Origin of the sequence: Shinella daejeonensis, from assembly GCF_024281235.1 — a bacterium.
GTDB classification, from domain to species: domain Bacteria; phylum Pseudomonadota; class Alphaproteobacteria; order Rhizobiales; family Rhizobiaceae; genus Shinella; species Shinella daejeonensis.
In genome coordinates this window covers 75,654-93,102 of sequence record NZ_JAHWXY010000012.1, presented here as the reverse complement: position 1 = coordinate 93,102, position 17,449 = coordinate 75,654, and the positions used below count along the sequence as shown (strand labels likewise).

The 17,449-nt window shown below is 66.5% G+C and carries 17 protein-coding genes; 11 read left to right on the top strand and 6 right to left on the bottom strand.

Annotated features, from left to right (window positions below):
• Window positions 1–3 precede the first annotated feature (3 nt).
• Window positions 4–1,836: a tetratricopeptide repeat protein gene (locus tag KYK29_RS19935; RefSeq protein ID WP_254692666.1), complete on the bottom strand. Its 1,833-nt coding sequence runs from the start codon at window positions 1,834–1,836 to the stop codon at window positions 4–6.
• A 166-nt stretch (window positions 1,837–2,002) separates the two neighbouring features.
• Window positions 2,003–3,019 carry a polyprenyl synthetase family protein gene (locus KYK29_RS19930; protein ID WP_254692648.1) on the bottom strand — a complete coding sequence of 339 codons (1,017 nt, stop codon included), beginning with the start codon at window positions 3,017–3,019 and terminating at the stop codon, window positions 2,003–2,005.
• A gap of 107 nt (window positions 3,020–3,126) precedes the next feature.
• Here KYK29_RS19930 and KYK29_RS19925 point away from each other — a divergent pair, with 107 nt between their 5' ends.
• The 10 genes from KYK29_RS19925 to glyS all read left to right on the top strand — a co-directional run bounded on the left by KYK29_RS19925 (window position 3,127) and on the right by glyS (window position 13,105).
• Window positions 3,127–3,348, top strand: a complete 222-nt coding sequence (locus tag KYK29_RS19925; protein ID WP_254692647.1) for a putative signal transducing protein — start codon at window positions 3,127–3,129, stop codon at window positions 3,346–3,348.
• A gap of 34 nt (window positions 3,349–3,382) precedes the next feature.
• Window positions 3,383–4,174: a tRNA1(Val) (adenine(37)-N6)-methyltransferase gene (locus tag KYK29_RS19920; RefSeq protein ID WP_254692646.1), complete on the top strand. Its 792-nt coding sequence runs from the start codon at window positions 3,383–3,385 to the stop codon at window positions 4,172–4,174.
• Window positions 4,175–4,280: 106 nt separating this feature from the next.
• Entirely contained in the window at window positions 4,281–5,156 is an 876-nt protein-coding gene (locus KYK29_RS19915) for a S49 family peptidase (protein WP_254692645.1), read from the top strand.
• 25 nt (window positions 5,157–5,181) lie between these two features.
• Window positions 5,182–5,373, top strand: a complete 192-nt coding sequence (locus tag KYK29_RS19910) for a hypothetical protein (RefSeq protein WP_254692644.1) — start codon at window positions 5,182–5,184, stop codon at window positions 5,371–5,373.
• Between the two features lie 205 nt (window positions 5,374–5,578).
• A complete protein-coding gene (locus KYK29_RS19905; RefSeq protein ID WP_254692643.1) occupies window positions 5,579–6,655 on the top strand; it encodes a dTDP-glucose 4,6-dehydratase in 1,077 nt (358 codons plus the stop codon).
• An 88-nt stretch (window positions 6,656–6,743) separates the two neighbouring features.
• Entirely contained in the window at window positions 6,744–7,703 is a 960-nt protein-coding gene (locus KYK29_RS19900; protein WP_254692665.1) for a glycine--tRNA ligase subunit alpha, read from the top strand.
• 1 nt (window position 7,704) lies between these two features.
• Window positions 7,705–8,250, top strand: a complete 546-nt coding sequence (locus KYK29_RS19895) for an AAA family ATPase (RefSeq protein ID WP_254692642.1) — start codon at window positions 7,705–7,707, stop codon at window positions 8,248–8,250.
• 111 nt (window positions 8,251–8,361) lie between these two features.
• Window positions 8,362–8,910, top strand: a complete 549-nt coding sequence (locus KYK29_RS19890) for a LemA family protein (protein ID WP_254692641.1) — start codon at window positions 8,362–8,364, stop codon at window positions 8,908–8,910.
• 14 nt (window positions 8,911–8,924) lie between these two features.
• On the top strand, window positions 8,925–10,865 hold the full coding sequence (locus tag KYK29_RS19885; protein ID WP_254692640.1) for a DUF2207 domain-containing protein: 1,941 nt from the start codon (window positions 8,925–8,927) through the stop codon (window positions 10,863–10,865).
• Between the two features lie 125 nt (window positions 10,866–10,990).
• The gene (gene glyS, locus KYK29_RS19880; RefSeq protein WP_254692639.1) at window positions 10,991–13,105 is read left to right on the top strand and encodes a glycine--tRNA ligase subunit beta; all 2,115 of its coding nucleotides are present in this window, start codon (window positions 10,991–10,993) and stop codon (window positions 13,103–13,105) included.
• 189 nt (window positions 13,106–13,294) lie between these two features.
• On the opposite strand, the gene KYK29_RS19875 is transcribed toward glyS, so the two are convergent.
• The 3 genes from KYK29_RS19875 to KYK29_RS19865 all read right to left on the bottom strand — a co-directional run bounded on the left by KYK29_RS19875 (window position 13,295) and on the right by KYK29_RS19865 (window position 15,501).
• A complete protein-coding gene (locus KYK29_RS19875) occupies window positions 13,295–13,738 on the bottom strand; it encodes a plant virulence effector HPE1-like domain-containing protein (RefSeq protein ID WP_254692638.1) in 444 nt (147 codons plus the stop codon).
• Between the two features lie 94 nt (window positions 13,739–13,832).
• The gene (gene purD, locus KYK29_RS19870; protein ID WP_254692637.1) at window positions 13,833–15,104 is read right to left on the bottom strand and encodes a phosphoribosylamine--glycine ligase; all 1,272 of its coding nucleotides are present in this window, start codon (window positions 15,102–15,104) and stop codon (window positions 13,833–13,835) included.
• Between the two features lie 157 nt (window positions 15,105–15,261).
• Window positions 15,262–15,501, bottom strand: coding sequence for a hypothetical protein (locus KYK29_RS19865; protein ID WP_254692636.1), 240 nt, complete (start codon window positions 15,499–15,501; stop codon window positions 15,262–15,264).
• 122 nt (window positions 15,502–15,623) lie between these two features.
• On the opposite strand from KYK29_RS19865, the gene ubiA reads away from it, so the two are divergent.
• Window positions 15,624–16,577 carry a 4-hydroxybenzoate octaprenyltransferase gene (ubiA, locus tag KYK29_RS19860; RefSeq protein ID WP_437437279.1) on the top strand — a complete coding sequence of 318 codons (954 nt, stop codon included), beginning with the start codon at window positions 15,624–15,626 and terminating at the stop codon, window positions 16,575–16,577.
• A 70-nt stretch (window positions 16,578–16,647) separates the two neighbouring features.
• Here the strand turns inward: ubiA and KYK29_RS19855 are convergent, their stop codons facing one another.
• Entirely contained in the window at window positions 16,648–17,214 is a 567-nt protein-coding gene (locus KYK29_RS19855) for a DUF6101 family protein (RefSeq protein ID WP_254692635.1), read from the bottom strand.
• Window positions 17,215–17,449 lie beyond the last annotated feature (235 nt).

Here is a 17,449-nt window from a genome sequence, read left to right as displayed (position 1 = left end):
GTTTCAGGACTTGCGGTCGGCCGCGTTGTCCGGCTCGGCGGGCCGCGCGGGCGCGTCTTCCCTTGCCTCGGCTGCGGCCGGCTCCGTCTTCGGCAGGTCCGCCAGGCCGTTTTCGATCTTCAGCTGGATTTTGGGAATATCCTCTTCCTCCGGCTTCAGGCCGAGTGCGCGGTTCCATTGGAACGTCGCCTCCAGCTTGCGGCCGACCCGCCAGTAGGCGTCGCCGAGATGGTCGTTGATCGTCGGATCGCCGGCCCTCAGCTCGGCGGCCCGTTCCAGCTCCGTCACCGCGTCGTCGAAACGGCCGAGACGGTAATAGGCCCAGCCGAGCGAGTCGACGATATAGCCGTCGTCGGGCTTGAGGTTCACCGCCTGGCGGATCATCTCCAGCCCTTCCTCCAGCTTCAGGTCCATGTCGACCCAGGAGTAGCCGAGATAGTTCAGGACTTGCGGCTGATTGGGATTGAGATCGAGCGCCTTCAGGAAGTTCGGCTCCGCCTGCTCCCATTTCTTCTGCCGTTCATAGGCGATGCCGCGCTGGAAGAAGATGTTCCAGTGGGTACGGTTCGGCACCGGGCCGATGATCGCGACGGCGCGGTCGTAAAGCTCGCCCATCGCCTTGTATTCCTTGGCCGCCGACAGCACGCTGCCGAGTGCCAGATAGCCGCGCAGGTCCTGGGGGTCGGTTTCGATCAGGGCTTGCAGATGCTCCTTGGCCTCGTCGGTCTTGTCGGTATCGGCAAGGTTGAGGCCGAGCTGGAGTTCGGAGATGCGCCGCATGGGCGATTTCTCGGGCACCGTGCGGTAATATTCGATCGCCAGATCGGGCCGCTTCATGTTTTCGGCAAGCCCGCCGAGCAGGACCAGCGTGTCGTCGCTTTCCGGATCGAGCGCGCGGGCGGCCTGGAGATAGAGCAGGACGATGTCTTCCGCGCCCTGGCGGTTCAGCGCGCCGCCGACGGAAAACAGGACGGCGGCGGCCCCTTGCGCGGCGGTGCGTACCTGCTGCTCCTGCTTCTCGCCGGCTTCGATGCTCTGGCGCAGCGCCTTGAGCGGCGCATAGCTCGATACGAAATTGTCGCCGACGGAGACGGCGTCGAGCGCCTTCTGCCTGTTGCCCTCGCGGGCTTCCAGCCGCGCCAGCGCCATCACGGCGCGCAGGAAGGTGTCCGGCGCGGCGCTGGCGCCGTTGCGGTCGAGGATCGCGTCATTGAGGCGCGCGCGCGCCGTGGCCCTGTCGCCGGCCGCCGCCGCCAGCGCGCCGGCGTGGTAATTGGTGAAGATCTTGAACCACTCCGGTCCCTCCATGCGCGAGATCAGCCTGAGCGCCTCCTTGGGCCGGCCGTCGCCGAACCGCGCCCAGGCGAGCAGCAGATCGTTCATCATCCGGTCGAGGTCGTTCGGCCCCTTGTAGACGAGGATCTTCTCGGCGCTCTTGTATTCGCGCTTGCGGATGGCTTCCATGCCGCGCACGATGGACGTGATGCGCTCGACCGCCGGATCGGCCTTGAGGGCGTCGGCCAGCGCCGCGGCCTCGTCGAAATGGCCGCTCATGAGCAGCGTGATCATCAGCCGCTGCTTGACGTCGGTATTGGTCGGGTCGAATTGCAGCGCGATGCGGTAAAGCGTGACGGCGGTCTCGTAGTCCTTGTCGAAATCCGCCGTGCGGGCGGCCAGGAACGCTCCGGAGAACGTGTTGGCCGTCTGCGGATCGAAGGGCTTTTCCTCGGCGGCGGCCGGCTGTTCCCCGGCATGGGTCGCAAGGGGGCCGGCAAGGGTGATGCCGGCCGCAAGGACGGCGCCCGAGAGAAGCCGAAGAAGGAAGGAATGCCGCATCCAGAAGCCTTTCGCCAGAACGTATGGAGTATCGCGCTGCCGGACGGCCGTGGCGACGGCCGCCACGGTATCGCCCAAATCAGTCGGGGACTCATGCCGCGAGAGAATGGCTTTTTTGGCGCAGTGCGGCAAGAAAATCCTGTCGTCGCGCTTTTCCGGCCGCAGGTCAGCTCACCCGGGAGATGCAGAAGTCTATGACCTCCAGCAGCGCGTCCTTCCAGGGCGTGTCGGGCAATGGCGCCAGGGCGTCGCGCGCCACCGTGCCGTAATGTTCGGCGCGGGCGATGGTCTCGCCGAGGCCGCCGTAGCGCGTGATGAGGCCGAGCGCGCGCTCCAGTCCGTCGTCGTCGTTCTTGCCGCCTTCGATCGCCTCGCGCCAGAAGGCGCGGTCTTCCGCCGTGCCGCGCCGCCAGGCGAGGATGACCGGCAGCGTGATCTTGCCTTCGCGGAAGTCGTCGCCGGTGTTCTTGCCCAGTTCGGCCGCCTTGCCGCCGTAGTCGAGCGCGTCGTCGACGAGCTGGAAGGCGAGGCCGAGGTTCATGCCGTAGGATTTCAGCGCGTTGCGCTCCGCCCGGGCGCTGCCGGCGACGATGGGTCCCACTTCCGCCGCGGCGGCGAAAAGTGCTGCGGTCTTCGCCCGGATGACCTGAAGGTAGTCGTCCTCCGTCGTCTCCATGTTCTTGGCGACGGAAAGTTGCAGCACCTCGCCCTCGGCGATCACGCTTGCCGCGCTTGCCAGCACGTCGAGCGCCTCCAGCGAGCCGACCTCGACCATCATCTTGAAGGCCTGGCCGAGCAGATAGTCGCCGACCAGCACGCTTGCCTGGTTGCCCCAGATCATGCGGGCGGTCGACTTGCCGCGCCGCATGTCGCTTTCGTCGACCACGTCGTCATGCAGCAGTGTGGCCGTATGCATGAACTCGACGCTGGTCGCCAGCTTGATGTGATGGTCGCCCGCGTAGCCGAACATGGCGGCGGAAGCCAGCGTCAGCATCGGACGCAGCCGCTTGCCGCCGGAGGAGATGAGATGGTTCGCCACTTCCGGGATCATCTGCACGTCCGAACCGGCCTTCGACAGGATAAGCTGGTTCACCCGATCCATATCGGCTTTCGTGAGATCGACGAGCGGCTTCACCGATGCCTGTTTGTTTTTGCCTTCTTCAAGCGATATCACGACGCCCAAATGACCGGACTCCTGTTTATTTTAGTTGAAAGACAATAGAAAGCGGGGCCTCTTGCGGCAAGAGGCGAATTGTCCCGCCAGGGATTTAAGGCTGGAAAACGACCGGAATGATCGAACTGATCCGCACCAATGACGCCGTCCTTCTCTCTTTCGCGGAGAGCCTGATGAAAGAGGCGGGCATCCATTATCTCATCGCCGACCAGTCGATGAGCATTCTCGAAGGCTCGCTCGGCATGTTGCCGCGCCGCTTTCTCGTCGAAAGCGACCGCGAGACGGAAGCGCGGCGCATCCTCGAGGACGCCGGGATCGGCGCGGAGCTGCGGCCGTGAGCGGCCCCCCGCGCTGCGCCGCAGGGGGTTGGCGATGACGGTCGAGGGGACCATCGTCGAGACCGTCGACGCCTTCCACCGCGGACGGTTCCATCTCGTGCAGCCGAAGGGGATCGGCCATCGTTCCGGCATGGACGCGATGCTGCTGGCCGCGCTGGTGGCGGGCGAGGGGCCGATGCGCGTGGCGGACCTGGGGGCTGGCGCGGGCGCGGCGGGGCTTGCGGTCGCGGCGCGCATCGCCGGGGCCGAGGTGCTTCTCGTCGAGCGCTCGCCGCTGATGGCCGCCTTTGCCCGCAAGACGCTCGCTCTGCCGTCGAACGCCTGTTTTGCCGGCCGGGCGGAGGTGCTGGAGGCGGATGTCGGCCTGTCCGGTCGCGCCCGCCGGCAGGCCGGCCTTGCCGACGACGTCTTCGACCACGTCATCATGAACCCGCCCTTCAACGATCGTATCCACTGCCGTACCCCCGACGCGCTGAAGGCCGAGGCCCACGCCATGGATGACGATCTGTTCGAGCGCTGGATCAGGACGGCCGGTGCGATCATGAGGCCTGGCGGCCAGCTTTCGCTGATCGCGCGGCCGCAGTCCGTCGCCGCGATCGTCGATGCCTGCGGTCGCCGCTTCGGCGCACTGGAAATAACGCCCCTGCACGCGCGGGCCGGCGAAATCGCCCTGCGCATCCTGGTCACCGGCATCAAGGGTTCGCGCGGCGGGCTGGCGCTGCGCATGCCGATCGTCATGCATGAAGACGGCCTGCATGCTTTCACGCCTTTCGTGAATGCGCTGAACAACGGGTTGGCCGCCTATCCGCGTCTGCCGCGCCCCTGACATGCCCCTGACCGGCCCCTGATGTGCGAAGAATGCAGGTTCTGCCTTGTGTTTTCCCCCGCCATGCATACATCAGCGGCGAGATGAATCGAGACAGGATTGCCCGATGGCCGGATTTTTGAAGAGACTGGTGCCCAGGAGATTCCGGAAATCGGGCGTGGTCATTCCGGTGGTGCGGTTGCATGGCGCCATCATGGCCGGCGGCAGCCAGTTCCGGCCGGCGCTGAACCTAGCCGGCGTTGCCCAGGCGCTGGACCGGGCCTTTGCCTATAAGGACGCGCCCGCCGTCGCGCTGTCGGTGAATTCGCCGGGCGGATCGCCGGTCCAGTCGCGGCTGATCTTCCGGCGCATCCGCGATCTCGCTGCCGAGACGGACAAGCGCGTGCTGGTCTTCGTGGAGGACGTGGCGGCTTCCGGCGGCTATATGATCGCGCTTGCGGGCGATGAGATCTATGCCGATCCAAGCTCCATCGTCGGCTCCATCGGCGTGGTGTCGGGCGGTTTCGGCTTTCCGGAACTCCTGCGCAAGGTCGGGGTCGAGCGGCGCGTCTACACCGCCGGCGAGAACAAGGCGATCCTCGATCCCTTCCGTCCCGAGCGGGCGGAGGACATCGCCTATCTGAAGCAGTTGCAGCTCGACATCCACGGCACGTTCATCGACATGGTGAAGGACCGCCGCGCCGGCCGGCTTGTCGACGATCCGGACCTGTTTTCCGGCCTGTTCTGGACGGGGGGACGCGGCCTGTCGCTGGGTCTCGTCGACGGGCTTGCCGACATGCGCTCGGAATTGCGCCGCCGCTACGGCGGGCAGACGCGGCTGGAGCTTGTTTCCACCCCGAGGAGTTTTCTCGGACGGCGCGCGCCGGGCGTCGAGGGGGTTTCCGTCGACATGGCGGAACGTATAGGCTCGGCGGGTGCGGCGTCGCTGGCGTCGCTTGCGGAAGAAAAGCTGCTCTGGGCGCGCTACGGCCTGTCCGGATGAAACGCGGCGCACCGGGGGAGGGCCAATGGCGCAACTGATATTCCTGCTTCTCGTCGTCGGCGTCGCCTGGCTCGGCTATCGCAAGTTCGTGGCCGATGCCGAGCGCTTGAGCCGCAGCCGGCGGAAGGCGGAAGAAGAACGCCGCACCGGCGCGGACGGCACGCTCGTCAAGGATCCCGAAACCGGCGAATACCGCTTGCGCCGCGACGACGAATAGCGCGCCGCTCCGGCACGCCGCGTCCGTCTTCGGGACTGCCCGCCCGTGCCGTTCCGGCACGTTAACCATGCCGCGTAAGGTTAACGCCGGTTTATTCTTCCTCTTTTGCGCCTCTGCGTTGCCCCGTGGTGCGCCAGCGCCCATCAGGGTGTCGAGGGCGGCCCGCATGTCGCCCGCGCGGATGTCGCAGATAAGGGAAGACGCCATGGCCTCGCTCGAGCTTGACAGGATCAACACCATCGTCGTCACCGGTGGCGCGGGCTTCGTCGGATCGCATATCGTCGACGATCTTCTGCTTCATTGCCCCCATGCGCGGGTGCGGGTGCTCGATTCCTTCACCTATGCGGCAAATATCGACAATCTCGACGCCGCGTTGCGCACCGGCCGCGTGACGCTGCACGAGGGCGACGTCGGCAATCTCGATCTTGCGACCGAGGTGGTGGAGGGAGCCGACCTTGTCGTGCATGCCGCAGGCGAAAGCCACGTCGAGCGCTCCTTCTCGGTGCCGGAGCGCTTCACCGTCGCCAATGCGCTCGGCACCCAGGCGCTGATCGAGGCGGCGGCGCGCCGCCGCGTGCCGCTGACGGTCCATATCGGCACCGCCGAAGTCTATGGGGCGGGCGCCGGCGCGGATGCGCCGCTTGGCGAGGATGCGCCCTTCGGGCCGGACAATCCCCACGCCGCCTCCAAGGCGGCCGCCGAGATGCTGATCTTCGGCCTGCGCCGGGTGTTCGATCTCGACATCCGCGTGCTGCGCCCGGTCAATGTCTTCGGTCCGCGCCAGAACGCTGAGAAGCTCTTGCCGCGCTTCCTCGAATTTTCGGCCATCGGCCGGCCGCTCACCGTCCATGGCGACGGCACGCAGCGCCGCGCCTTCGTGGCGGTCTCCGATCTTTGCGCGGCGTTGCGGGCGGTGGTGACCCGCGGCGCGGCGAATGCCGCCTATAACGTTGCCGGCCCGGACCTGCACGAGGTTCTGGCCGTCGCGCGCATGGTGATCGATGCCGTTCCGCAGACGGCGACCGCTGTCGGCTTTGCCGCCGGCCGGCCCTATCACACGAGCCGTCCGCCGCTCGACACGCGCGCTCTGGAAGCTCTCGGATGGCGTGCGGAACGCTCGCTCGGCGCGGATCTGCCGGCGCTTGCCGCCTGGTACGGCGCACGCGTTCCGCCCGGCCAGCGCCGCCAGCTCCGCGAAGTGCCGACGCTCGCTCCGCGTCGCCTGCATGCCGTCAACCAGCCCGCGGGCTCCGGTCTGTTCCGCTCGCTGGAGACCCATTGACTGCAAGACGCCTGTCACCCGGCCTTGACCGTCGGGGCTGAGCATGGCACCTGTCCGCCAGCTTTCGACACATGCCCGGACCGGATCGATGACCCTTGCCGCCCTGCCTGAACACATGCATCCGACGCGCTCCTTCCAGGGGCTGATCCTGACGCTTCACAACTATTGGGCGGACAAGGGCTGCGCGGTGCTCCAGCCCTACGACATGGAGGTCGGCGCAGGCACGTTCCATCCGGCGACGACGCTGCGGGCGCTCGGGCCGCGTCCCTGGCGGGCGGCCTATGTGCAGCCCTCCCGGCGGCCGTCCGATGGCCGCTACGGCGAAAACCCCAACCGGCTGCAACACTATTATCAGTATCAGGTTATCCTGAAGCCGAACCCGTCGAACCTTCAGGAACTCTATCTCGATTCGCTTGCGGCCATCGGCCTCGACCCGCTGCTGCATGACGTGCGCTTTGTGGAGGACGACTGGGAAAGCCCGACGCTCGGCGCGTGGGGGCTTGGCTGGGAGTGCTGGTGCGACGGCATGGAAGTATCGCAATTCACCTATTTCCAGCAGGTCTGCGGTATCGAATGCGCTCCCGTCGCCGGCGAACTCACCTATGGCCTGGAACGCCTCGCCATGTATGTGCAGGGCGTCGACAACGTCTACGACCTGAACTTCAACGGCCGCGAGGGCGACGAGAAGATCACCTATGGCGATGTCTTCCTGCAAGCCGAGCAGGAATATTCCCGTCACAATTTCGAGTATGCCGATCCGGCCATGCTGCATCGCCATTTCATCGATGCGGAAAAGGAATGCCTGGCGCTTCTGGCCGCCGGCGCGCCGGGCGATGCGGAAAACACCCTGCATAAATGCGTGCTTCCCGCCTATGACCAGTGCATCAAGGCGTCGCATGTCTTCAACCTGCTCGATGCGCGCGGCGTGATCTCGGTGACGGAGCGCCAGAGCTACATCCTGCGCGTGCGAACGCTCGCCAAGGCCTGCGGCGAGGCCTTCCTGCTGACCGATGCCGGCGGGGCCAACTGGAACCGGGACGCGGCCTGAGATGCCGGTCCCGTCCGATCTGGTCGTTCATATCAACGGCTGGCCGGGCACGGGCAAACTGACCATCGCCCGCCTTCTTGCCGAGCGGATCGATGCGCGGCTCCTCGACAATCACACGCTCATAAACCCGGCGGAGGCCGTGTTCTCCCGCCGCGATCCGCTGAACCGTTCGTTGCGCCAGGCAATTCGCGGCGTCGTCTTCGAGCACCTGTTGCGCGCACCGCCGGGCAGCCGCTACATCTTCACCGACGCCCTTTCGGATGATGACCAGGACACGGCGGTCTTCGAACAGTACCGCGATCTCGCCGCCCGGCGTGGTGCGGTATTTGTCGCCGTCGTGCTCGATTGCGCAGCCGAAGAGAACCGCCGCCGGCTGACAGGCGAGGACCGCGCCCGCCAGCGCAAGCTCGTCGATCCGGCGGTGCTGGAGATGCTTCGTTCCCATCACCGCCTGCTGCGGGCCGAAGCCGATATCCGGATCGGTCTCGACGTCACCGGATCGGCTGCCGGAGAGGTCGCGCTGGAGATTGCCAGCCGCCTCGGGTAAGCCCGCCATGCCGCAAAATGGCGGGAGAACCGCAAGGACCCGGAAAACGGGCTTTTCAGCGGCGCGGCGGGTGCTAGTCTTCCGTCCGAACATCAGGAGTGGGAGAATCATATGATCAGTCTGGCAATCGTCGCGGTGATCGCGCTTTACGCCATCGTTGTCTACAACGGGCTGGTGAAGGCCCGGCAGATGAAGGAAGAGGCCTGGTCCGGCATCGACGTGCAACTGAAGCGGCGGGCGGATCTCATCCCGAACCTTCTCGAAACGGTGAAGGGCTATGCGACGCATGAGAAGGAGACGCTGGAAAAGGTTGTCGAACTGCGCAATCGCGCGCAGGCGGTGCCGTCCGGCGATGTGGCCGGCCGCGCCCAGGCGGAGGGCCTGCTGAGCCAGGCGCTCGGGCGGATCTTCGCGCTCGCCGAGGCCTATCCGGACCTCAAGGCCAATGAAAACTTCGCCGAACTCCAGCGGTCTCTGGAGACCATGGAGGGCGAGATCCAGATGTCGCGGCGCTATTACAACGGCGCGGCGCGGGACCTCAACGTCAAGGTGGAGAGCTTCCCCTCCAACCTCGTGGCCATGGTGTTCAAATTCATCAAGGCGCCCTATTTCGAAATCGAGAACCCGGACGACCGGGCGGTGCCCAGCGTGAAATTCTGATCCGGGAGAACGGTATGTCGCGGATTGCCGCCTTCCTGGCTCTGGCGTTTCTGCTCGTCGCCGCGGTCGCCGCGCGGGCTGAGGAATATATCGACAGCTACCATGCGGATATCGCCGTGGCGAAAAACGGTGCGCTGACGGTGACCGAGACGATCCGCGTCCATGCCGAGGGCAACCAGATCCGGCGCGGCATCTTCCGCGATTTTCCCCTGACCTTCGTCGACCGGGACGGGCGGGAGCGGCAGGTCGGCTTCGACATCGAGAGCGCCGAGCGGGACGGGGAGGCGGAGCCCTACCATACGGAAAGCGCAAGGCGCGGGGTGCGGATCTACATCGGCTCGTCCGACACCGAGCTGTCGCCCGGCTTTCACGACTATCGCCTCACCTATCGCACGACCCGGCAGATCCGCTTCTTCGACACGCATGACGAACTCTTCTGGAACGTCACCGGCACCGAATGGGCCTTTTCCATCCGCAGCGCCAGCGCCACGATCACCCTGCCGGAGGGCGTGCGCGCCGGGGAACTCGTCGCCTTCACCGGCGCTTATGGCGGAACCGGCAAGGATGCGCGCACGGAAAACCGGGGCGAGGTCGCGATGGTCAGGACCACCCGCACGCTTGCTCCGCACGAGGGCCTGACCGTCGGCGTGAGAATGCCGGCGGGCAGCATCGATCCGCCGAGCGCGGCGGACGAGCGGGCCTGGTGGTTCAGGGACAATCGAGGCCTCATCATCGCCGGCACCGGTCTGGCGCTGGTTCTCGCCTATTATGGCTGGGCCTGGGCCGCGGTCGGGCGCGATCCGTCGGCCGGCGTGATCGTGCCGCGCTGGGATGCGCCGGAGGGGCTGTCGCCGGCCCTCGTCAACTATATCGACGAGAAGGGTTTTCGCGGCGCGGGCTGGACGGCGATTTCCGCCACCTTCCTCAGCCTCGCCGTCAAGGGGCTGGTACAGCTTGACGATCTCAAGAGCTCGATCGTCGTGACGAGAACGGCGAAGTCCGTCGCCGGCCGACTGCCGACGAGCGAGGCCGAAGTGCTGAAGGCGCTGCCGTCGGCCGGCGCGCAACTCCTCATCGACCGGGCGCACGGCGAGCGGGTGCAGACGCTCGGCACGTCCTTCCGCAATGCCATGGAACGGGAGCACCGCCAGAAATACTACCACGCCAACCGGCCCTATGTGGCGGGAGGCGTCGTGCTTTCCCTGCTCTGCCTCGGCGTGTTGCTGCTGTTCGGCGGCCTGGACGAGGAGGCGAACGCCGCCATTGTCGCCCTGGCCTTCCCGGCGGTCTTCCTGTCGGTTTTCGCCGTCAATATCGGGCGCAGCCTGCTGCGCGCCCGCTCGCTCGGCGCCCGCATCGTCGCGGTGATCGTGACCGCCTTCGTCGGGTTCGTGTTTCTTTCGATTTTCGGCGGCCTGCTGCTTGTGATGCTGGAGGAGGACCTGGCGGCGGACTGGATGCTGATGCTCGCCGCCATCGGCGGGATCATGGTCGCCAATCTGGTGTTCTTCTTCCTCATGGGGGCTCCGACACCCCTCGGCCGCCGCATGATGGATGGCATCGCCGGGCTGCGGCAATATCTGGTGCTTGCCGAGAAGGACCGCATGAACATGGCCGGCGCGCCGGAAATGTCGCCGCGGCACTATGAAACGCTGCTGCCCTATGCCGTCGCGCTCGGCGTGGAAAAGCCGTGGTCGGAAACCTTCGAGCGATGGCTTGCGACCGCGACCGCCGCCGGTGCGGCCGCCGCCTGGCAGCCGGGATGGTATAACGGCGACGGTCTTTCCTCGGGACGGCTCTCCGGCCGTATGGGCGAGTTCGCCGGCTCCATGGCCGACACGCTCACCGCATCCCTTCCGCCGCCCCCCAAAAGCTCCTCCTCCGGCTTTTCGTCGTCGGGCGGCGGCGGCTTCTCCGGCGGCGGCGGTGGCGGTGGCGGCGGCGGCGGCTGGTAGATGCGCGCGGCGTGTAGGCCCCGGCGTGCGGGCAAGGCGACTTTTCGGGTTTGCGACGGGTGACATTTCGCATGGGGCTTGCTAAGCCCCCCAACAGTTGAAAAATCACCAGTCAGTGACCTCCCATGCCCGATCTCCTGCTTGAACTCCGCTCCGAGGAAATTCCCGCCCGCATGCAGCGCAAGGCAGCCGGCGACCTGAAGAAATTCGTCACCGACGCGCTGGTCGAGGCGGGCCTCACCTATGAGGGCGCGCGGGAATACTGGACGCCACGCCGGCTGACGCTCGACATTCGCGGCCTCAACGCCCGCTCGGCCGATATCCGCGAGGAACGCCGGGGACCGCGCACCGACGCCAACGAGAAGGCGATCGAGGGCTTCCTGCGCGGGGCCGGCCTGTCCTCGATCGGCGAGGCGCATGTTCACAACGACCCGAAGAAGGGCGATTTCTATGTCGCCCATATCGTCAAGGCCGGTCGTCCGGCCGAAGAGATCATCGCGGGGGTACTGCCCGGCATCGTGCGCGATTTTCCCTGGCCGAAATCGATGCGCTGGGGCGCGGCTTCGGCGCGCCCGGGAGCGCTGCGCTGGATCCGGCCGCTGCAATCGATCCTCTGCACCTTCGGCGGGGAGACCGAGGAGACGCGCGTCGTACCCTTCGAGGTGGACGGCATCGTCGCCGGCAACGTCACCTACGGCCACCGTTTTCATGCGCCGGACGCGATTGTCGTGCGCCGGTTCGATGATTACGTGGCGCAACTCGAAAAGGCCAAGGTGGTGCTCGACGCCGAGCGCCGCAAGCAGATCATCGCCGCCGACGCCGCCAATCTGGCCTTTGCCGGCGGGCTCGAACTCGTCGAGGACGAGGGGCTGCTGGACGAGGTGTCCGGCCTCGTGGAATGGCCGCAGGTACTGATGGGAACCTTCGACGCGGATTTCCTCGCCATCCCCTCCGAGATCATCCGCCTGACGATCAAGACGAACCAGAAGTGTTTCGTCACCCGCAAGCCGGGCGAGGAGACGCTGTCCAATCATTTCGTGCTCGTCTCCAACATCGAGGCGAAGGACGGCGGCCGGGAAATCGTTCGCGGCAACGGCAAGGTCGTGCGCGCCCGCCTTTCCGACGCGCGGCACTTCTGGCTGCGCGATCAGGGCGATCTGCCGGACCTCGAAACGCTGAAGGCGTCGGCCGAAAAGTTCGGGCTCGATCTCGCCCGGCCGCTCGACCAGCGGATGGCCAAGCTGGATGCGCTCGACGTGACCTTCCACGCGAAGCTCGGGACGCAGGGCGAGCGCGTCGCCCGCATCCGCACACTTGCCGCCGAACTGGCGAAGGCGACGGGCGCCGACGCCGCACGCGTCGATCGCGCCGTGGTGCTGTCCAAGGCGGACCTGCGCACCGAGGCCGTCGGCGAGTTTCCGGAGCTGCAAGGGGTGATGGGACGCAAATACGCCCTGTTGCAGGGCGAGGATCCGGCGGTCGCCGAAGCGATCGAGGATCATTACAAGCCGCAGGGTCCTTCCGACCGCGTGCCGTCCGGCAAGGTGGCGCTCACCGTCGCGCTGGCCGACAAGCTGGACACGCTGTCCGGTTTCTGGCGCATCGACGAGAAGCCGACGGGCTCGAAGGATCCCTATGCGCTGCGCCGCGCAGCACTCGGCGTCATCCGCATTCTTCTGGAGCGCAATATCCACCTGCCGCTCCTGCCGGTGGTGCAGGACCCCGACCTGCTCTCCTTCTTCCACGATCGCCTGAAGGTCTATCTGCGCGACATGGGCGCGCGGCACGACCTGATCGACGCGGTGCTGACGGCGGCTGCCGACGACCTGCTGCTGGTCGCGCGCCGGGTGGAGGCGCTGACCGCCTTCATCAGTTCGGAGGAAGGCCAGAACCTCCTGGCCGGCACGAAACGCGCCGCCAATATCCTCGCGGCCGAGGAGAAGAAGGGGACAGTGGTCGAAACGGCCGTCGCGCCGGAACTTCTGCATCTCGACGCCGAAAAGGCGCTGCACGCCGCCCTCGTCCCGGCGGCCGAGGCGGCGGCTGCCGCCGTTGCGCGGGAAGACTTCCGCGCCGCCATGACGGCGCTCTCGGCGCTACGGGATCCTGTCGACCGTTTCTTCACCGATGTGCTCGTCAATGACGAGGATCCGGCGATCCGCGCCAACCGGCTGGCGCTCCTGTCGGCGATCCGCGCGGCGACGGAAACCGTAGCTGACTTCTCGAAGATCAGCGGGTGAGGGCCGGGCGCCGGCAAGCGGAACATCCCGCCCGGCGCCGGCATATATGATCGGGGTGAGGGGAGAAGAACCCGCCCTTTCATACGCTTGCGCCCCCGCTAGAGGCCAGGGGCGCAAAACGTCCGCAGACGCGGAACTCGTCAGTCTCAGGGGGACTGAGAGGCAGGGACGTGCCCCTGTAATATGGGCTTAATTCACGCGAAGATCAAATCCGCCCGGATCAAACTCCTGTGAGCGGCCCGTAACGAGCGCTGCGGCGTCCTGCGGCAGCGCGGCGTCGAGGGCGCTCGTGTGGGCTTCGCGGTCGATCGGATCGGCGGCTGCGGCCGTCGCCGGCTCTTCCGGCAGCGTGCTCACGAAGACGACCGGCGAGCCGCCCATCCAGGCTTCCGTGCGGTAGATCTTGCGAACGCCGTTTTCCTCGCGGATTTCCACTTTCTGGGTGCCGGCGGCAAGCGGTTCGACGTGATAGAGTTCGGAGGCGGGCTTTTTCTTGAGCGCCGGGCAGGCGGCGCAGGTCATGATCGAAATGCTGTCGGAGGCGGGTTGTCCGCCGGTGACGGGTTCGATGGACGAAGCAACGGCCGGAGCGGCGAGAAGCACGAGGGCAAAGGCAGTCGTCAGGCGGCGCATGGATGGTTCTCCCTATCGATGAAAGGGAGAATAGGTCACGGCGGTTACGGTCCCGTCAGGCAAATCGCTAAAATTCGAACGATGCGGCGTATTCTCACGCTTTTTCGCGCGCGACGGCCCGCCAGCCGATATCCCGGCGGCAGAAGCCGTTTTCCCAGTCCACCCGGTCGATCGCCTGATAGGCGGCATCTTGCGCGCCTGCGACGGTCGGGGCAACGGCGGTGACGTTCAGCACGCGGCCGCCCGTGGCCACCAGCCGGCCGTCCTTCGAGGCTGTGCCGGCGTGAAACACCCTGGAGATGGCGTCGTCGGCAGGCAGGCTGCGGATCGGTGTGTTCTTCGCGTAGGCGGCCGGATAGCCCTTCGAGGCCATGACGACGGTGAGTGCGGTTTCCTCCCGCCAGTCGGCGGTCATTCCGCCAAGGCTGCCGGTCGCGGCCGCATGCAGCAGCGGCAGGAGATCGCTTTTCAGCCGCATCATCAGCACCTGACACTCCGGATCGCCGAAGCGCACGTTGTACTCGATCAGTTCCGGCCCTTTGGCGGTGATCATCAGCCCGGCGAAAAGCACGCCCTGGAAGGGATGGCCGTCGGCCGCCATGCCGCGAATGGTGGGCTCGATGATTTCCCGCATCGTGCGGTCGGTCATCTCCGGCGTCATGACCGGGGCGGGCGAATAGGCGCCCATGCCGCCGGTGTTCGGGCCGGTGTCGCCGTCGCCGACGCGTTTGTGATCCTGCGCCGAAGCCAGCGGCAGGGCGTTCACGCCGTCGCACAGGCAGAAGAAACTCGCTTCCTCGCCGTCGAGGAAGGCTTCGACCACGACCTCGGCCCCGGCTGCGCCGAATGCGCCGTCGAAGCAGTCGTCGATGGCCGCCAGCGCCTCGCCGAGCGTCATGGCGACGGTGACGCCCTTGCCGGCGGCAAGCCCGTCCGCCTTGACGACGATCGGCGCGCCCTCGGCGCGGACATAGGCTTTCGCCTCGTCGGCGGCGGTAAAGCGGCGATAGGCGCCGGTCGGGATGCCGTATCTTGCGCAGAGATCCTTGGTGAAGCCCTTGGAGCCTTCGAGTTGGGCGGCGGCCGCGGACGGCCCGAAAGTGGCGATACCCTCCCGGCGCAGCGCATCGGCAAGTCCGGCGACCAGCGGCGCTTCCGGCCCGACGACCACCAGCGTCACGCCGTTTTCCCGGCAGAAGGCCGAAACGACGGCGGGATCGTCGACATCGAGGGAGACGAGCGTGGCGCATTCGGCTATCCCGGGATTGCCCGGTGCGGCGTAGAGCGCCGTCAACAGCGGCGATTGCGCGATTTTCCAGGCCAGCGCGTGCTCGCGTCCGCCCGATCCGATCAACAGAACCTTCATGCCGATGCCCTTAATCCGTCTTTGCAGGCGGGTTAAGGGCAGGCGGCCCAAACGTCAAGGCCGGACGCAAAGATGACGACGTCAGCTGCGCGGGCGATGCGGTCCGCGCACGGGTTCGAGTTTGCGGAACGCTTCCGGCGGGGCGAAAGCAGGTCTCTCAGAGGGTCGCCGGGCCTTTTTCTTCCACCGGCTTGCCGAGATTGTCCAGCTCGATGTCGATCAGGTGCACATCCTCGTACCAGCCGTCGTCCTCCACCATGGCGCTTTCGGTGGCCGCCCGTTGCAGGGCGCGCGCCTCGACGCGCAACCGTTCGAGCCGGGCGATCTTTTCGCGCGGCGTCAGGCCCGTATCCTCGCGGATGGCTTGCAGTTTCAATTCCATGGTGCTGACGGTCATGGCAAACGCTCCTGCCGATAGGGTTGGAAGGGATCGGAAAGGAAATGCCGGGCGGGCGGGATTGTTCCGGCCGGCGTCCGCTTGCCGCTTGACCCGGCAAGACGGGCTTGCGATCAAGGCGCATGATGAGCCTTTCTCCCGATTCCGGCCGCGTGGCCGATGCTCCTTCCGACAATTGGGTCTATCGCGTGCTGCCGCGCGGCCTGTGGCCCTATGCGCAACTCGCCCGCTGGGACCGGCCGATCGGCTGGCAGCTGCTTTTGCTGCCCTGCGCCTGGTCGGCGGCGCTGGCGGGAAATGTCGCCGCAGCGGCGGGCAGCTTCGACGCCGGCCGGCTGGCGCTCCATCTGGTGCTGTTCTTCATCGGCTCCGTCGCCATGCGCGGCGCGGGCTGCACCTATAACGATCTCGTCGATCACAAGATCGACGACAAGGTGGCGCGCACCCGGTCGCGTCCGCTGCCGTCGGGGCGGGTGAGCCGGACGCAGGCCAGGCTCTTCCTGCTGGCGCAGGCGCTCGTCGGGCTTGCCGTCCTGTTGCAGTTCAACCGCTTTACGGTGGTGCTCGGTATCGTTTCGCTCGTCGTTGTGGCGATCTATCCCTTCGCCAAGCGTTTCACCGACTGGCCGCAGTTCTTCCTCGGCCTTGCCTTTTCCTGGGGCGCGCTGATGGGCTGGGCGGGCGAATTCGGCGCGCTTTCCGCGCCGGCACTTGCGCTTTACGCCGGCGCGGTGCTGTGGACCATCGGTTACGATACGATCTACGCCCATCAGGACAAGGAGGACGATGCGCTGATCGGCGTGCGTTCCACCGCGCGGCTGTTCGGCGAGAACACCGTGGCCTGGCTCGTCGGCCTCTACGGCCTGACGGTGGCGCTGCTGGCGGTTTCCTTTTGGCTTTCCGGCGTCGGTATCGTCGCTTATGTCGGGTTGGCGCTGGCCGCCGCGGCCCTCGTCTGGCAGATCGCCACGCTCGATATCGATGACGGCGCGCAATGCCTGAAGCTCTTCAAGTTCAATGGCGTCGTCGGCCTGATCGTCTTCCTCGGCCTGCTCGCGGCGCTTCCGTTCGCCTGACATTTCCTTTCCGACATGAAAAGGCCGGTCGCTCGCGCGGCCGGCCTGTCGGGCTTGCAGCCGGGGACGATCAGCGGCGCGCGATGATCTCGTGGCCGGCGATCTTCATCTGTATGCCGAGATTGCCCGTATTGCGGCGAACGAGGAAACGGGGCCGCCGCTCGGCGAAATAGGAGTGGCGGCGGCGCGGCCGGGCAGGGCGGTTGCCGACGCCGGCGATATGGTCGTCGAGCGGGCGGGCCACGCCATCGGCCTCCACCATCAGCATCGGGATGCGATAGGCTTCCGCCCAGCTCCGCCAGTCTGCGGCGATGTCGCACAGGTCATGGGCCACCAGCAGCGGGATGCACAATTCGGGGTCGTCGTGGTGCAGTTCGAGCGTCACGGTGACATCGCCGTCGCCATGGTCGATGGCGCGGGCGGCCACGCCCTTGAAGATGCGGGCCGGCAGCGCGATCGACAGCGGCAGGCCGCTTGCGGGCAGGGCCCGGCGCAGCACCGCGCCGCGTTCGTCGAGCGTCACCGTGGCATGGGCCTCGCCGCCGCGTGGCTGGAAATTCAGCTGCTGCGGAAAGCGGCACGGATCGAGCCGCAGCGTGGAGCCGGCCCAGGCCGGTTGGGAAACGGTATTCAGCATGTCTTTCGCCCTTGTCTTCCTTGAGAGCCGCTTCGGCGTCGTCTCGTTGGGACTTTTCGTCCTCTGCAGGAAAGAGATTAGGCGGCGCCTCTTCCGGGGCGCTTAAAAATCGCGGTTAAAAAAACTTTGCATTCCCTGATGGTTAGCAAAACCGCACGGCACAGGGTTTAGAAGCGGTGAACGCGGCGGCGCCGATGCAAGGCCGGGACAAGGCTTGGCGGCGAGAATGCAAAAG

What these genes read in the sequence shown, in the direction of transcription:
- KYK29_RS19935 (WP_254692666.1), bottom strand. Translation starts at nt 1,836, where the DNA reads ATGCGGCATTCCTTCCTTCTTCGGCTTCTCTCGGGCGCCGTCCTTGCG.
- KYK29_RS19925 (WP_254692647.1), top strand. Translation starts at nt 3,127, where the DNA reads ATGATCGAACTGATCCGCACCAATGACGCCGTCCTTCTCTCTTTCGCG.
- KYK29_RS19920 (WP_254692646.1), top strand. Translation starts at nt 3,383, where the DNA reads ATGACGGTCGAGGGGACCATCGTCGAGACCGTCGACGCCTTCCACCGC.
- KYK29_RS19915 (WP_254692645.1), top strand. Translation starts at nt 4,281, where the DNA reads ATGGCCGGATTTTTGAAGAGACTGGTGCCCAGGAGATTCCGGAAATCG.
- KYK29_RS19910 (WP_254692644.1), top strand. Translation starts at nt 5,182, where the DNA reads ATGGCGCAACTGATATTCCTGCTTCTCGTCGTCGGCGTCGCCTGGCTC.
- KYK29_RS19905 (WP_254692643.1), top strand. Translation starts at nt 5,579, where the DNA reads ATGGCCTCGCTCGAGCTTGACAGGATCAACACCATCGTCGTCACCGGT.
- KYK29_RS19900 (WP_254692665.1), top strand. Translation starts at nt 6,744, where the DNA reads ATGACCCTTGCCGCCCTGCCTGAACACATGCATCCGACGCGCTCCTTC.
- KYK29_RS19895 (WP_254692642.1), top strand. Translation starts at nt 7,705, where the DNA reads ATGCCGGTCCCGTCCGATCTGGTCGTTCATATCAACGGCTGGCCGGGC.
- KYK29_RS19890 (WP_254692641.1), top strand. Translation starts at nt 8,362, where the DNA reads ATGATCAGTCTGGCAATCGTCGCGGTGATCGCGCTTTACGCCATCGTT.
- KYK29_RS19885 (WP_254692640.1), top strand. Translation starts at nt 8,925, where the DNA reads ATGTCGCGGATTGCCGCCTTCCTGGCTCTGGCGTTTCTGCTCGTCGCC.
- glyS (WP_254692639.1), top strand. Translation starts at nt 10,991, where the DNA reads ATGCCCGATCTCCTGCTTGAACTCCGCTCCGAGGAAATTCCCGCCCGC.
- KYK29_RS19875 (WP_254692638.1), bottom strand. Translation starts at nt 13,738, where the DNA reads ATGCGCCGCCTGACGACTGCCTTTGCCCTCGTGCTTCTCGCCGCTCCG.
- purD (WP_254692637.1), bottom strand. Translation starts at nt 15,104, where the DNA reads ATGAAGGTTCTGTTGATCGGATCGGGCGGACGCGAGCACGCGCTGGCC.
- KYK29_RS19865 (WP_254692636.1), bottom strand. Translation starts at nt 15,501, where the DNA reads ATGACCGTCAGCACCATGGAATTGAAACTGCAAGCCATCCGCGAGGAT.
- ubiA (WP_437437279.1), top strand. Translation starts at nt 15,624, where the DNA reads ATGATGAGCCTTTCTCCCGATTCCGGCCGCGTGGCCGATGCTCCTTCC.
- KYK29_RS19855 (WP_254692635.1), bottom strand. Translation starts at nt 17,214, where the DNA reads ATGCTGAATACCGTTTCCCAACCGGCCTGGGCCGGCTCCACGCTGCGG.